10 protein-coding genes are annotated in these 14,832 nt (G+C 67.0%); 4 read left to right on the top strand and 6 right to left on the bottom strand.

What is annotated here, in order from left to right; all coding sequences use genetic code 11:
• The first annotated feature begins 6 nt into the window (after positions 1-6).
• Positions 7-5,169: a peroxidase family protein gene (locus UC32_RS01085; RefSeq protein ID WP_052690495.1), complete on the top strand. Its 5,163-nt coding sequence runs from the start codon at positions 7-9 to the stop codon at positions 5,167-5,169.
• 8 nt (positions 5,170-5,177) lie between these two features.
• Here the strand turns inward: UC32_RS01085 and UC32_RS01080 are convergent, their stop codons facing one another.
• Positions 5,178-6,560, bottom strand: coding sequence for an MFS transporter (locus UC32_RS01080; RefSeq protein ID WP_045729443.1), 1,383 nt, complete (start codon positions 6,558-6,560; stop codon positions 5,178-5,180).
• A gap of 111 nt (positions 6,561-6,671) precedes the next feature.
• Between UC32_RS01080 and UC32_RS01075 the strand changes: the two genes are divergently transcribed.
• Complete coding sequence (locus UC32_RS01075; RefSeq protein ID WP_045729442.1) at positions 6,672-7,418, top strand: SDR family oxidoreductase; 747 nt, start codon at positions 6,672-6,674, stop codon at positions 7,416-7,418.
• Positions 7,419-7,424: 6 nt separating this feature from the next.
• Here UC32_RS01075 and UC32_RS01070 read toward each other — a convergent pair whose 3' ends face one another.
• Entirely contained in the window at positions 7,425-8,141 is a 717-nt protein-coding gene (locus UC32_RS01070) for a hypothetical protein (RefSeq protein ID WP_152642526.1), read from the bottom strand.
• Positions 8,142-8,253: 112 nt separating this feature from the next.
• A complete protein-coding gene (locus tag UC32_RS01065) occupies positions 8,254-9,522 on the bottom strand; it encodes a glycoside hydrolase family 26 protein (RefSeq protein WP_045729440.1) in 1,269 nt (422 codons plus the stop codon).
• 203 nt (positions 9,523-9,725) lie between these two features.
• Between UC32_RS01065 and UC32_RS01060 the strand changes: the two genes are divergently transcribed.
• Entirely contained in the window at positions 9,726-10,487 is a 762-nt protein-coding gene (locus tag UC32_RS01060) for an ANTAR domain-containing protein (RefSeq protein WP_235423556.1), read from the top strand.
• Between the two features lie 343 nt (positions 10,488-10,830).
• Here the strand turns inward: UC32_RS01060 and UC32_RS20670 are convergent, their stop codons facing one another.
• On the bottom strand, positions 10,831-10,968 hold the full coding sequence (locus UC32_RS20670; protein ID WP_161797254.1) for a hypothetical protein: 138 nt from the start codon (positions 10,966-10,968) through the stop codon (positions 10,831-10,833).
• A 179-nt stretch (positions 10,969-11,147) separates the two neighbouring features.
• Here UC32_RS20670 and UC32_RS01055 point away from each other — a divergent pair, with 179 nt between their 5' ends.
• Complete coding sequence (locus tag UC32_RS01055) at positions 11,148-12,824, top strand: sensor histidine kinase (RefSeq protein WP_235423555.1); 1,677 nt, start codon at positions 11,148-11,150, stop codon at positions 12,822-12,824.
• A gap of 80 nt (positions 12,825-12,904) precedes the next feature.
• Here UC32_RS01055 and UC32_RS01050 read toward each other — a convergent pair whose 3' ends face one another.
• A complete protein-coding gene (locus tag UC32_RS01050; protein ID WP_015938040.1) occupies positions 12,905-13,450 on the bottom strand; it encodes a YceI family protein in 546 nt (181 codons plus the stop codon).
• Positions 13,451-13,577: 127 nt separating this feature from the next.
• A complete protein-coding gene (locus tag UC32_RS01045; RefSeq protein ID WP_268747939.1) occupies positions 13,578-14,813 on the bottom strand; it encodes an acyltransferase family protein in 1,236 nt (411 codons plus the stop codon).
• Positions 14,814-14,832 lie beyond the last annotated feature (19 nt).

Below are 14,832 nucleotides of genomic sequence, written 5' to 3'. Positions count from 1 at the left end.
CACGGCATGGGGAAAGTACTTCGCGTATCAGCGCGCAAAAGCAACCGCACAGCCACCGGCGCAGGGTTACGTACCTTCGCTGCAGCAGGGGCGCTGGCGATGGTAGCGTCCATGGGCCTGCCGCCGCTGGCAGCCCAGGCCGTTCAGGCCCCTGTCGGGTCGGGGTTCACCGTCACCCCGGCCGACCTGTCCTACATCCTCAAGCAGATCAAGATCGCCGAAGCGCACGTGGCAAACACCACGTCCGCTACCGGCCCGTGCGGGGCGCTGATCGGCACCGGACCCAACCAGCTTGCCAGCCCGCTGCTGTCCCACGGCCTGCGGACCGTGGACGGCAGCTGCAACAACCTGCAGCCGGGCCAGGACACTTACGGCGCCTCAGACCAGGTGTTCCCGCGGCTGGCACCGAAATCCTTCGGACCCGCCGAGAGTGGCTCGTTCGGAGGACCGCCCGCGGCCACAAGCTACACGCAGAAATCGGGAAGCGTCTTCGATTCCCGTCCCCGGACCATCAGCAACCTCATCGCGGACCAGACGTCCACCAACCCGGCGGCGGTGGCGGCCGCCGGCTTCCCCGCCCGGTCCCAGGGCAACACCGGCGTGGTGCCGTGCACCACTGATCCCGCCCCCGGGGCACTCCCCCCGGTCGCGGCAGCACCCGAAGGCTGCGTCCCCTCGCACAACACACTGGACATCCCCAACGTCACCACCGATGTGGGCCTGTCACCGCCCTACAACTCACTCTTCACGCTGTTCGGCCAGTTTTTCGACCACGGCATCGACCAGACCGTCAAGGGAGGCGGAACCGTTTATGTGCCGCTGAAGGCCGACGATCCACTGATTGCCGGTCCTGACCACGCCTTCGGCACCGCCGACGACCTCAATCCGCACCTGCGTTTCATGGTCCTCACCCGCGGTCAGAACCAGCCGGGCCCGGACGGCATCCTGGGCACCTCCGACGATGTCCAGGACGCGCTGAACACCAACTCGCCGTGGGTGGATCAAAGCCAGACCTACGCGTCCCACTCCTCGCACCAGGTCTTCCTGCGCGAGTACACCAACAACTCTGAGGGCCGTCCGGTCTCCACCGGCGGCCTGCTGGGCGGCCCGGCGGGCACGGCCGCAGCCGGCGGCATGGCCACCTGGGCCGACACGAAGAAGCAGGCCCGGGAAATGCTCGGCATCCAACTCCTGGACAAGGACGCCCTCAACGTTCCCCTGCTGGCGGCCGACGCCTACGGCAAATTCATCCCCGGTCCCAAAGACGGGCTGCCGCAGTTCGTCACCCGGTCCGGGCTGGTGGAGGCGGACCGGACCGCGAACGGCGGCAGCGGAACGCTGGTACCGCAGGACGTCATGTACTTCAGCACACCGTTCCTGACGGACATCGCGCACAACGCAGATCCTTCGCCGCAGGACACCGACCACAACCCGGCAACACCCCCGGCGGCACCGGCCCCGGACGCGGACAACACCGCGTCTGCGGACTTCGCCGCGCAGGCTCCCGGGACGTACGACGACGAAATGCTGGGTGCGCACTTTATCGCCGGCGACGGACGGGTCAACGAGAACATCGGGCTCACGGCGATACACCAGGTGTTCCACTCCGAGCACGACCGCCTGGTGGGGGACATAAAGAACGTCCTCACCACGGACAAGTCCTCCCGCGGTGCTGCTGCCCTCACCGAATGGCGGGCGACGGCCGGCGCTGACGGCTGGAACGGCGAGCGCCTCTTCCAAGCGGCACGCTTCATCGCGGAAATGGAGTACCAGCACCTGGTCTTCGAGGAGTTTGCCCGCAAGATCCAGCCAGCGGTGAACATCTTCGAACCCTTCGCGTTCTCCCAGACCGACGTCAACCCGGCCATCAATGCGGAGTTTGCCCACTCGGTCTACCGTTTCGGGCACTCGATGCTCACCGAAACCATTTCACGGCGCAACGAGGACAGCCCGGGGCCCGACGGTGTGTGGGGCAACCAGGACGACGTGCCGGGTTCGCAGAACGACCTGCCGCTGCTGGGAGGATTCCTGAACCCGCCCGCCTACACCGACGGCGGCCCTGCGGGTCCGTTGACCTCCGAGGAAGCCGCCGGCAGCATCGTCATGGGAATGTCGGACCAGGTGGGCGCGGAACTTGATGAGTTCGTCACGGACACCCTGCGCAGCAAGCTGCTGGGCCTGCCGATGGACCTGGCTGCCATCAACCTCGCCCGCGGCCGGTCCGAGGGCATCCCCGCACTGAACGTCTTCCGACGGCAACTCCACGGCGCCACCAACGACAGCCAGCTCAAGCCGTACGCCAACTGGATCGACTTCGGCGAAAACATCAAGCACCCCGCTTCGCTGATCAACTTCATCGCCGCCTACGGCACCCACCCCTCCATCGTTTCCGCCACCACCCTGGACGCCAAGCGGAAAGCCGCCCGCCTGATCGTCAGCCCTGATGCCCTGGCCGGCGAGGTGGCCCCTGATGATGCGGTGGCCTTCATGAACAGCACCGATGCCTGGGCCAACAACGGCACCGCATCAACTACCGGCCTGGATGACATCGACCTGTGGATGGGCGGCCTGGCCGAACGGACCAACATGTTCGGTGGCCTGCTGGGCAGCACATTCAACTACGTCTTCGAGAGCCAGATGACGGACCTTCAGAACGGTGACCGCCTGTACTACCTGGCCCGCACCCCCGGGATGAACCTGATGGCGCAGCTTGAAGGGAATTCCTTCGCGGAGCTGATCATGCGCAACACGAACGCGAAAGCACTGAAGGCTGACGCGTTCGCCACCGCCGACTGCAAGTTCGAACTGAAGAACCTGGCGGGAACTGCGGAGGGTTTCGCAGCCTCCGGCAACAGGGTGGCGGACGATGCCGGAACCGAGTGCAGTGAGACCGAGTTGCTGCTCCGGATGCCCGACGGCACCATCAAGTACCGGGCTTCCAATTCCGTGGACCCCGTGGGGATCAACGGCCAGGCCGTGTACAACGGTACGGACCGCGCCGACCGCGTCCACGGCGGCGTGGACAACGACACCTTCTGGGGCGGAGAGGGCAACGACGTCATTGAAGGCGGCGACGGCGCCGATACGGTCCTCGGCGGCGAGGACAACGACGTGGTCACCGATCTTGCCGGCGACGACATCCTCAAGGGCGGCCCGGGCAATGACGCGCTCGACGGCGGCCCGGGCCTGGATCTCATGCTCGGCGGAGACGGCAAGGACTTCGTCAACGGCGGGGCGAATTCGAACGAGACCTTCGCCGGTGAAGGCGACGATTTCGTGATCGCCGGTGAAGGCCTGGACGGCGTCTTCGGCGGCGGCGGGGACGACTGGGCCGAAGGCGGCGACAGCCCCGACCTGCTCATTGGCGACTCCAGCAACCTGTTCTTCCTCGACGATTCGCAGAAACCCGGCCACGACATCCTTATCGGCCAGGGCGGTGACGACGACTACGACATGGAAGGCGGCGACGACATCGGCCTGGCCGGGCCGGGCATCGAGAAGGTGGCCGGTGCGTCAGGCTTCGACTGGGAAATCGGTGCCTACGATCCCCAGCCGCAGGACGCCGACCTGAACCTGCCGATCGCACCTTTGGACATCCTGCAGGTGGGCGTCCGGGACCGGTACAACGAGGTGGAAGCACTCTCCGGCGGCCCGTTCGCCGACACCCTCCGCGGTGACGACCTGACCCCCCGGACGGTGGGCGGCGGCGGCTTCATCGGCTGTGACGTCCTGGACCAGGCCGGCATCGACCGGATCCTGGGACTCGACCAGCTGATTCCTTCCCTGCCAACGGCGGTAGAGGACGTCATCAACGCGTCGGCGTCGAAGGAGTGCCCCATCCTCACCGGACCCCAGGTATGGGGCGAGGGCAACATCCTCCTCGGCGGCGGCGGCAACGACACCATCGAAGGCCGCGGCGGGAATGACATCATCGACGGCGACCGGTACCTCAGCGTCCGGCTCAGCGTCCGCACGGATCCCGCAGACCCGGCCACGGAGGTGGGCAGCGCAACGTCCATGACCGCCCAGTTCCAGCGTGCCGCGGACGGCACGCTGACCGGACCCACGCTCCAGCAGGCAGTCTTTGCCGGCAGCATCGACCCGGCGGACGTCGTGGCGGTGAGGGAGATCCTCAGCTCGGACGAGGGCACCGACACCGCACTGTTCTCGGACGCCGAGTTCAACTACACCATCACCACCACCGGCGGAGACGGCACGCTTGGCTCCCCCGGCTCCGTCACCACCGTCCAGCACAACGGCGGCCGGGACGGCACGGACACCCTGCGCAACGTCGAACTGCTCGTCTTCGGCAACGGCACCGGGACCGGCAACGGAGGGAACGGCGCCGACGACGGCGTGACCGAACCGCCGGAGGACGAGCCGGTCGAAGGCGGCGAGGGCGCAGGCGGCGGCATCGGCGAAGTCATCCCGGGCGACGGCGAAGTGGTGGTCATCATCGACCCCGTTCCAGACCCAGGGACGGGTCCCGGCATTCCGCCGGTTGACCCCGCACCGGCTGACCCGGCACCTGTGGACCCGCCAGCCAATCCCGCACCGGCAGATCCGCCGGCCAACCAAGAGCCAGCCAATCCCGCGCCGGTCGATCCGCCGGCCAACCAGGGGCCAGCCAATCCCGCACCGGCAGATCCCGCTCCGGCTGACCCCGCACCAGCTTCCGGCGGCGTTGCGGTCAGGACAGTTGATGCCACGGGGGCCCAGGTTGGCGAAATCATCGTCGCTGAGCCCGGCACCTCCCGGGTGGTGGTCCGCGGCCTGGAAAACGGAACGGCGTACCGGTTCCAGGCGGCCCCCACTAGTGGCGGCAGCGCGCCGTCATTCTCCGCACCCAGCAAACCTGTCGTCCCCGGCCCCGCAGCCGGACGCCGCAGCCAAGTGGGCGGCAGCGCCGTGGCACCGGTCCCCGCGGAGCCCGTAACGGAGCAGCAGCCAGCAGTCACCGGGGCCCTCCCGCTCGGTGGCCTGGCCGCCGTCGCGCCTGTCCTGCTGACGGCCCTGGGGCACTATCTGGCCACCGGCGAAGGGGGCACCACGCTGGGCCTGGTCATCGGGGGCTTGCTGGCAGCCGGCGCCTTGCTGGCTTTCCGGTTCCACTCCGCCCGTTCCAAGGGCAGGGCAGCCCGCGGCACGAGGGCCGGCGACAGGGCGTGATCCGGGCCTCAGGCCCCGGCCGTCTCCCCGGCCGTCTCCTCGGCCCGGGCCTGGGCGTAGGACGCGGACACCCGCCGGTAGACGGGAGTGAGGAAGGCCAGCAGGGCCGCCACGATCATGATGATCCCGGCCACCAGGAACACCAGGGCGATGCCTCTGGAGGTCCCTTCGCCCAGCAGCGGCGCGAGTTGCGCCGCCCCTTCACCGGACCGGGCATAGGGAATGATCCAGAACTGGGCGAGCGGTGCGATGAGGAAGGCCGTGACGGGCGCCGCCGCGGATTCGAAGGCCATGGCGAACCCGAACACCCGTCCCTGCTTATTCAGCGGAACAACCCGCTGGATCACGGTCTGCTCGGCGGCCTCAATGCACGGCACCAATGCCAAGTAGAGCCAGATTCCCACCACATACAGCCAGGCCCATTCCCGGATGGTGAACAGGGCGCCGAGCGCTCCCATGATGGCGACGGCGATCAGCATGGTCCGCAGTGGGTTGGCGCCCAGGCCGAATTTGCCGATCAGGGCGCCGCCAACAATGAATCCGGTGGAGCCTAGGGCTAAGAACAGGCCCCACAGCTCCACCGGAAACATCTCGAGCCCGTACGGGTCCATCAGGGCCATGTAGACGCCGCCGATGAAGTTGTTGAACGTGGAGAAGATGATCAGCGCGAACAACCCTGCCACGGCCAGCACGGCGGCGATGGAACCCCGGAGGTCGAAGCCGCCCTGGGCGTCGCTGGCTGCCACTTGGGTTTCCTCCGGCAGGCGGAGAGTCAGCAGGTGCAGGAAAGCCAGCGCGGTGAGGGCCACGGCGATGGCGATGGTCCAGCCCATGCCCAGGATCCCCACGGATAGCCCGGAAAATACTGACGTCACGATGAAGGCGAGTCCCTGGACCATCCCCACCAGGCCGTTGGCGTTGGCGCGCCGGTCCGGGTCGATGAGGATGGTGACGGTAGTGGACAGGGCAACGTTCCGCATGTTCTCCACCACCGCGCCCACCAGGATGATCAACGTGAAGATCCAGAACCAGGGTTGCCCCAGGTCCAGCAGGCCCGCACCGGGGGTCAGCAGGAATATCACGCCGGACAACACAAACATCACCAGGGTGAACGCAGCGGCGAAACGCATGACGGCCAGCTTGCGGTAGCGGTCCACGAAGGTGCCGAAGCTGATGCTGGAGAGGGCGATCAGCAGCATGTAGGCGCCACCCACCACGCCCGTGGCGATCACGTTGCGGGTTTCCAGGTAGACCCAGAACGTCAGGGCAAACCAAAGGTAGCTGGTGGTGACGTTGGCCAGTGCCGTGTTGATGAGGATGCCCGCGAACGTGCGAGACCGCTCCTCAGGGGTTCGAAGGGACGTGTCGACTGCAGCTTCCTGCCCAGACATGGGTCCCAGTCTACTGAGAACCAGCTGCCGCGGACATGGCTGACCCTCCCCTGCCTCACTCCTTCCGCCGCCCGGAGGGCCATCTGGTTCGCGGACGCCTAGGATGCTGTCATGAGGATTGCCGTCGCCGGTGGGACAGGGACCGTGGGCCGCCACGTGGTGGCCGTTGCCCTGGAGCGCGGGCACGAGGTGGTGGCCATGAGCCGTTCCGGCGGCGTGGACCTGGCAACCGGCCGCGGCCTCGACCAGGCGCTGGCAGGGGTTGAGACGGTGATCGACGTGGCCGGCATCAGCAGCACGGCCACCAAGAAGGCCGTGGACTACTTCACTAACGCGTCCCAGAACCTGCTGGCCGCGGAAAAGAAAGCCGGAGTGAAGCACCACGTGGTGTTGTCAATCGCAGGCATCGACGATGCACGCTCCGGCCTCTACGCCGGGAAACTGGTGCAGGAGGACACCGTCCGGCACGGGGACGTGCCGTGGACTCTTCTGCGTTCCACCCAGTTCCACGAGTTTGTGCCGCTGGTGGTGAAGGTCGCCTCGGCGGGCCCCGTCGTCGTGGTGCCGAAGATGTTCACCGCGCCGGTGGCCGCCCGCGAGGTGGCAGAGGCCCTGGTGGACGCTGCGGAGGCCGGGCCGCGGGGACGGATCCCCGATTTGGGCGGCCCCCGCACCGAGCAGCTGGCCGGCCTGGTGCGCACCTACCTGCAGAGGACCGGCCAGCGCAAAAAGGTCGTGGAGGCTCCCTTCCCCGGCCCCATGGGCAAGGCAATGCGCAGCGGTGCGCTGATCCCGGCGGCGGGTGCCGCCGTCGGGCGCCAAACGTTCCTGGACTGGCTGGACGATTTACCCCGCTGACCCGGATCAGCCGTGGGCAAGGATGGTGTCAATCAACTGGACCAGCTCGGCCGCATCGGCCGGAGTGACATCAGGTCCGGCTTTCACTGCTGTGGCAGCCAGGTTTCCCTTGATGCCGGTCATGGTCAGTGAGGTCTGCGCCTCGCCCGTGGCCAGGCTCTCCTTGGCCAGTGCGGCGAACGACTGATCCCCGCCCGTGGCAGCGTCTATTTCCTGAACTTCCGTGGTGACCTTCTGCCCCGCCAGTTCAGCGGTGAACTTTCCGCAGGCCGCCACCGCTTTCCGGGAGGCTTCCAGGTGGCCGGTCAGCTCTTTGGCATCCTTGAGGGCGATGGCCGTCACCACAATCGCCGTCTCGTCCGCAGCCGAAATGGTGGTGCCCGCCGCATAGGTGCTGTCCTCCGGGATCTGGGAGTTGCTGTCGGTAAAGACGTTGCACTCCGGCGGGGTGAAGACCGCTCCCTTCAGGATTTCCTTGGCTTTGATGATGCCCTGGTCGATCTGGGCCGCCGGAACAACTGTCAGCGCGCGCCCCTGCGAGTCCTTCAGGGTTCCCACAATTGAACTGAGGTCAGCATCGGTGTAGGTTTTCGCGGGGCTTGGGCTTGGACTGGGCGCCGGCGGCGAGGACGTTGCGGTCTGGGTTCCTGTGTCTGTTCCGCACCCCGCAAGGGCCAGGAATACCGTAACCAGGAGGGCTGCATGGGTTGGGCGCCTGCGCATAAACTGATCCCCGTTTCACTTGAGCGTCTTACGTGATGGGGCCAACCTAGGAGAACCGGCAACCGCCCAACAGAGTGGTCACTACCTGTTCCGTAAGTGTGCTGACTAATTCTCAGCCCGGCTGGCAGGACTCGGCCGGGCCGTAGCGGAACCAGTCCGGCAGTGCGGCGGTGAAGGCCTCCCGAACGGCGGGAGTGTTGGTGACGGTCCAGTCCACGCGGCCCTTGACCTCTACCTCGTTCTTATCCCACTCGAACCAGTTGATCATCTTGAGCTGCGGGAACTCGGTGGCCAGGTCCGGGCTGAACAGTTGCTCCCACCAGGCTCGCTTGATGTCCAGCTCGGCCGCACCGGCGGCGCCGGGAGCGAACAGCGCAGCGGATTCGGGGATGGCTACGGGTTTGCCGTGGTCCTGCCCGTAGACGTGGTAGAAATCCGTCAGCAGGCTGTCATCGCCGTTGGCGCCCACGTAGTTGCCGGTGAGCTGGTCCTTGAACTTGTTGGCCTCGGGCAGTTCGTTCTCGCCCCACGGATATTTCGCGCCCCAGTGGTACAGGGACATGCCCACCCAGTCCACCGCGTCGTCGCCCGGATAGTACGGTGCGTAGGAATCGTCCGCCATGGTGACGGTGCCGTCGCCGTCCGTGTCCAGGGCGGCGAAGTCCGCAGTTCCACGCTTGGCCTCGTACTGGCCGCCGGCGAACGGGTAGCCGCCGCCGTAGTTGGGCGCCCACATCATCGAAGAGCCTGGCGCCGTCGCGTGGACGGCCTTTGCCATCCGGGCGAAAGCGTCCACGTACGCGGCTGGCTGCTGGGACCACGGGTACCAGGAGCCATTCATCTCGTGGGCGAACCGGACGATCACGGGAACGCCGTCGTCGTTGAACGATGCGAGGTCCGCCGCGAGCCCGGCCACTGCCTCATCCGTGACGGCGCCCAGGCCCTGCATGGGTTCGAGGGTGAGCAGCATCGTCTGGCCGTCGGCGCGGATCTGGCTGACTGCCTGGTCCAGGTGCGCCTTCTCCTCCGCCGTGTAGGGGAATCCGGCGAAGGACACGCTGACGGCGGGTTTGTGGCCCAGGTCTGCGGCGTACTGGGACAGGGGTTTGGAGTGCAGGTCCAGGTTCACGCCAAAGAGCGCGCCCGACGCCGGCACCTGGCTCTTGCGGTCCGGCACCTCGCAGCGCGGCAAGGCGGGTGTGGCCTGGGCAGCGCTGTCCTGGCCCGCCTGGTCACGGGAGGCCAGCCCGTTGGCGATGCTGGCAATGCCGATGCCTGCCGCTGCCACGGCGATCACCACGGGCAGGGCGAAGTCCTTAAGCGACGAGCGCGTGAACCGGCGCTGCACGGGATCCTTGGACGTGGTTTCTTCACCGGACATGAAGGGTGGGCTGCCTTTCTGACCTGCGGTTTTACCCCCATCCTAGGGGGTGGCCCGGGAACCTGCCCGGTAAACAGGTGGTGCGGAACGGCGCCGCGGCGAAAGTAGAGTACCCACTACTCGTGTCCCCAACATCCGCGCCGCCTACATTCGAGGAAAGCCGCACATCGCCGCGCGGCACGGAGCGTAACGGGGGAAACCAGGTGACAGTACAACCGGCAGTTGGCAGCAGGCGCATGGACCGGCCGGGGTTCCTGCTGGACCTGATCACGGGCGCGGACACTGACCTGGACTCCGTCCAGCAGCTCGCGGACAGCGCGGCTGTGGCACTCGCAGCGTCTGCCGGGGTGCCCGTGGACGCCGCCGCAACCCTTACGCGGGCGGGAAACCTGCCTGCCACCGCCGGCAGCGCCACGCTTGCCTACAACGTGGCCTCGTCCGAAGACAGGTACAGCGACGGACCCATGGCACAGGCCGCCGCCTCCGCCACACCGGTCCAGGTCACCGGAGAAAACTCATCGCAGCGATGGGAACCATACCGCCGCCGTTTGGTGGGTGCCGGCTACGGAACTGCCCTGGCCGTGCCGCTCGCCCTGGATCCCCGGTCATCCTGCGCGCTGGTGTTCCTTGGTCCCGCCGGGTTTGAATTCACGCCGGAGCTGGTAGGCGAGGCCACCTGGTTTGCCGCTGTGGCGTCCCAAAGCATGAAGCTGGCCATCGAGGTGCGCAGTGTCCGGTCCGCCGGCGACAACCTCAAGGCCGTGCTGGAGAGCCGGACCTCCATTGATGTTGCGTGCGGCGTGATCATGGCGCAAAACCGCTGTTCCTACACGGAGGCCTTCGGCAAGCTGGCCGGGGTCTCCCGGCAGCGGAACCTCAAGGTGCGCAGCGTGGCGGAGAACGTACTCAAGGCACTGCCGAGCGGATCGCCGGCCACCCGGTTTGAGCCGCCCGCGCTGGCGTAGGAGGGCAGAACCTCAGATTAGTGGCGGGCCTTGGCCCGAATGACGCCGGCGGCGAAAAGCCCCACGGCGCCGAGTGAGGCCAGCATGCCGCCCAGTGCTGCAACGTATTCGGTAATGCTCATCGCGTCCACTCCCTTTCAGAACTGCCTGATGAGCCCAACGTACGCGTCAACAGTCAAGGTTCCCCGAAGGATCGCCCGCGGGTTGGGTCAAGATTGGTGCAGACCAGAAGGCCTGGCTGCCCGCTGACGCACTGCATGCCTCACAACGCCCCACGAACTGATGCGGGCAATCCAGGTCCTGGCCGTCCGATGACGGCAGCCTCACACGCATGGCGGACCGCCTAACCCGCAACCGCAAACATGGCGATTCCCACGGCCACCAACAGCGCGATTCCGAGGAATACGTACCCCTGGGCGCTTCCCTTGGCGGCACCGGGCAGCCGGCGGCGTCCACGCTTCCTAATAATTACTTCAGCCATGCACCGAATGTACGGTCCGGCAATCCCCCACACACGAGAACTGCGTACTTGTCTTGGTTAATTCCACTACTCGATTCAGCACCTGCCTGGCGCCGCGAACCCGGGTGCCCGCAAAGGAAACCTTCCGCCTCGCGCACGAAGTAGGCAGTATGCTTCAGGAACGTTGACGTAACCGGGGCATGGCTGGGGGCACGATGCTATTCGACTGGGGAGCCCGCTACTTCCGCACGCTCGGAAGGAGGGGCCGCACGGTCCTGTTCCAACTGCCGCTCACCGGCACCATGCTTCTGGTCGTGCTCCTGGCATCGGTCCTGCATCCTGACCTGAAGTGGTCCGCAGCGTTCGTTTCTTCCCTGGCTTTCCACGCCGTCCTGCTGGCCGCGTGCGCCGCTATCCCCTGGGACCGGTTCCCGGAGCGTGCGGTCCTGGCAATCCCCGTACTGGACTGCCTGGCTATCGGGCTCTCACGTGAAGCCGGTGACCAGTACCTGTCCGTGCTGAGCTTCCTGCTGGTCTTCCCGGTGGTCTGGCTGTCCCATGGACCGCACCGCGGCGGTGTGGCACTGGCGGTGATCGCTGCCATCCTCAGTGTGGCCCTCCCGCCCATCATCCTCGGTTCGGGCTTTACCAGTGCTTCTTTCATCCGGGCAGTGCTGCTGCCGGTCATCCTGGCCGCCATCGCCTTCACCACCTTTGGTGTGGCCAACGCACTGCGCCTGCAACGGCAGCGGCTGGAGGAACGTGAGGCCGAGGTCCGGGAACTCCTCGCGGCCAGTGAGGACCGGGAACAGCTGCTCGGCACCGTGATGGACACCGTCAGCGTGGATGTCTGGGCGCTTGACCGGGAGGGACGGACCATCCTCACCAACCGCCACCGCGGTGGCCTGTCCGCTGGCGCCGTCCGGCAGGACCCCGTACCCGCGGAGGCTGACATGCCAGTTTTCGGCATCGACCGGAAGGATACCCTCCCACCCGAACAGCACCCCCGGGCACGCGCAGCACAGGGGCAGTCCTTCACCGACGAGCTCGTATGGATCGGCGCGGGCAACAGCCAGCGTGCCTACTCTGCAACCTGCCGGCTTATCCCTGGCTCCGACGGCCGGCAGGCGGGAGCTGTCCTGGCCCTCACCGACGTCACTGCACTGGTGGAAGCCCTCTCGGCCAAGGACCAGTTCGTGGCCAGCGTCTCCCATGAACTGCGCACGCCCCTGACCTCAATCCTGGGTTACCTCTCCATCGCCATGGACGAGGAAGGGCTGGATCCGGAACTGGAGCACTGCCTGGAGGTTGCCAAGCGAAACGCCGAGCGCCTGCTGAACCTGGTGGCGGACCTGCTGACCATCGCCTCCGGCACGCTCACCGTCCGGCCACGCCAGTCGGACCTGGGGGAGGTTGCCGCGCAGAGCGTGGACGCCGCGCAGCCACGGGCCGCGGCCGGCGGCATCACGCTCACCCTGGAAACCGAAGGGCCCGCACCGGGCCGCTTCGATCCCGACCGGCTGGGCCAGGCCATCGACAACCTGGTCTCGAACGCCATCAAATACACCCCAAAGGGTGGCCGGGTCACAGTCCGCGTGCGCACTGAGGACGGGAGCCTGGTGTGCGAGGTGGCTGATACCGGAGTTGGCATGACGGACCAGGACCTGGCGAACGCCTTCACGCGCTTCTTCCGGACAGCCACCGCCCACTCGTCAGCCATTCCGGGCGCAGGCCTGGGCCTGGCCATCACCCGGTCCATCCTGGAGAACCACCGCGGCAGCGTCACGCTGGCCAGCAGCCACGGCGAAGGGACCACTGCCAAGCTGACGCTTCCCGAATCGCATGCGGCGGATGCCTCCCTCGCCGCCACAAAGTAGCAAGAGCCGGGCACAGGCCAGGCCGGGCACTCCGGTATGAAGCCCGGCACCCGGCCTGCAGCCGAAGCAGCACCGCCGGCTCAGCCCTGCTTGACGAGTGCCGCCTCAAGGTTGATCTTGACCTTGTCGCTGACCAGTACTCCCCCGGCTTCCAGGGCAGCGTTCCACGTCAGGCCGAACGACTTCCGGCTGATCTCCGTTTCGGCGGAGAACCCTGCCCGCGTGGCACCGAACGGGTCCACGGCGACGCCGGTGAACTCGACCTCCAGTTCCACGGGCTGGGTGACGCCCTTGATGGTGAGGTCGCCCGTGAGTGTGTAATCCTCGCCGTCGCCCTCGATGGATGTACCGCGGAAGGTCATCTCCGGGTACTTTTCGACGTCGAAGAAGTCCGGGCCGCGGACGTGGCCGTCACGGTTGGCGTCGCCCGAGTCGAAGCTGGCGGTGGACACCGTGGCGTGCAGGCTTGAGTCCTGCAGGGAGTTCCCCACCCGGGCTTCGGCCTCGGCCTGGGTGAAGCGGCCCCGGACCTTGCTGATGCCTGCGTGCCGGACACTGAACCCGATCTCGCTGTGGGACATGTCCAGGGTCCACGTTCCGGGGGTCAGTTCCTGGGGAAGAGTCATGGCCTATCTCCTCTTGCTCGAAGGTCTGCGGGCACGGGCAGCCCGCCGCCGGCGTGTGCCGTCGTGGCCAGCCTATTCCGCGCAGCGCCGCCTGGGCAGGGCCGATGGGCCATAGTTCATCTGCCGGCTACCGGGCAGTCACCAGTTCACGCGCCTTCTCGGCTTCAGGCTTGGGCGCAGGACGTACGACGGCGGGCTCCAGCCTTTGGTTTGCCCAGCGGCGGATGGGTACCTCCACCAGCCGCGAGGATGCGAACGCCAGCACCACCGTGAGGACGGCGGCGAGCCCGACGCGGAGGGACAGCGACGGCACGAGCGGCAGCAACAGGAGGTAGACGGGAATGTGCCAGAGGTACATGCCGTAGGAGAGTTCGCGGCCCGGCCAGGCGAGCCAGGGGTGGCTGAGCACCCGGCCCAGAAAGCCCGCAGGCTGCAGGACCAGCGAGCCGATCAGCACCGCTGCCAGCAGCGAGAGCGTGGTGGGGCCCGCTGTCCAGAACACGGTGAACCAGGTGCCGGGCGTGTCGGGTTCCTTGAGCAGGAACAGCGCCGCCATCAGCATCGTGCCCGCGGCCGGGGCGCCCCAGCGGGCAGCCGAGACAAGGGAGGCATGCACCCGGGAGCCGCTGCGGACGGCGGTGAACAGCAGGGCCAGGGCACAGCCGATCAGCAGTTCGTCGGCCCGGGTGTCCGGCCCGTTGTAGAGCCGGTTCAGCGGCGCACCGGACATCACCAGGGCGAAGCGTTCCAGCATGAAGGCTGCGGCGAGTCCGGCAGTGGCCCATGCCGCAGTCCGCAGCCTGCAGTACCGCAGCATGACTAGAAGCAGCACCGGCCACACCAGGTAGAACTGCTCCTCCACGGCGAGCGTCCAAGTGGGGCCCAGCGTCTCGCCGGCAATCGAGTCGCCGAACGCTCCCACGTGCGCGAAGTTCATCACGTAGGCAACGGCCGGGAGGATGAATCCTGCCTGCCCGCCCCAGCCCGAAGCCGGGAAGACGAAGCCGACGACGGCTATCGCCGCGCACAGTGCCAGCAGCGCCGGCCAGAGCCTGGCCAGCCGCTTGGCGTAGAAGATGCCCATGCGGACACGGCCCGTCGCGAGCCTCTCCTTCATGATCAGCAGCGTGATAACGAAGCCGCTGAGGGTGAAGAAAACGTCCACGCCGATGAAGCCGCCGGGCATCTGGGCGGTGAGGGTATGGAAGAAGAACACCCCCACAACGGCCACCGTACGGAGGCCGTCGAGGGAGTGTTTCCGCCCGGAAAGGATGCTCGTTTCGTGCCCTGGCTTGTGCGCTGTTTTATGCGCGGACGCGCCCTCCGCAACCGACAAATTTCCACTGCTTGACCTAAGAACCACTAAGCAAGCATATATAACG

Origin of the sequence: Pseudarthrobacter chlorophenolicus (assembly GCF_000962805.1) — a bacterium.
Lineage (GTDB): Bacteria > Actinomycetota > Actinomycetes > Actinomycetales > Micrococcaceae > Arthrobacter > Arthrobacter chlorophenolicus_A.
This window is presented reverse-complemented; position numbering and strand designations above follow the sequence as displayed.

What these genes read in the sequence shown, in the direction of transcription:
- UC32_RS01050 (WP_015938040.1), bottom strand. Translation starts at nt 13,450, where the DNA reads ATGACTCTTCCCCAGGAACTGACCCCCGGAACGTGGACCCTGGACATG.
- UC32_RS01070 (WP_152642526.1), bottom strand. Translation starts at nt 8,141, where the DNA reads ATGCGCAGGCGCCCAACCCATGCAGCCCTCCTGGTTACGGTATTCCTG.
- UC32_RS01080 (WP_045729443.1), bottom strand. Translation starts at nt 6,560, where the DNA reads ATGTCTGGGCAGGAAGCTGCAGTCGACACGTCCCTTCGAACCCCTGAG.
- UC32_RS01075 (WP_045729442.1), top strand. Translation starts at nt 6,672, where the DNA reads ATGAGGATTGCCGTCGCCGGTGGGACAGGGACCGTGGGCCGCCACGTG.
- UC32_RS20670 (WP_161797254.1), bottom strand. Translation starts at nt 10,968, where the DNA reads ATGGCTGAAGTAATTATTAGGAAGCGTGGACGCCGCCGGCTGCCCGGT.
- UC32_RS01055 (WP_235423555.1), top strand. Translation starts at nt 11,148, where the DNA reads ATGGCTGGGGGCACGATGCTATTCGACTGGGGAGCCCGCTACTTCCGC.
- UC32_RS01085 (WP_052690495.1), top strand. Translation starts at nt 7, where the DNA reads ATGGGGAAAGTACTTCGCGTATCAGCGCGCAAAAGCAACCGCACAGCC.
- UC32_RS01065 (WP_045729440.1), bottom strand. Translation starts at nt 9,522, where the DNA reads ATGTCCGGTGAAGAAACCACGTCCAAGGATCCCGTGCAGCGCCGGTTC.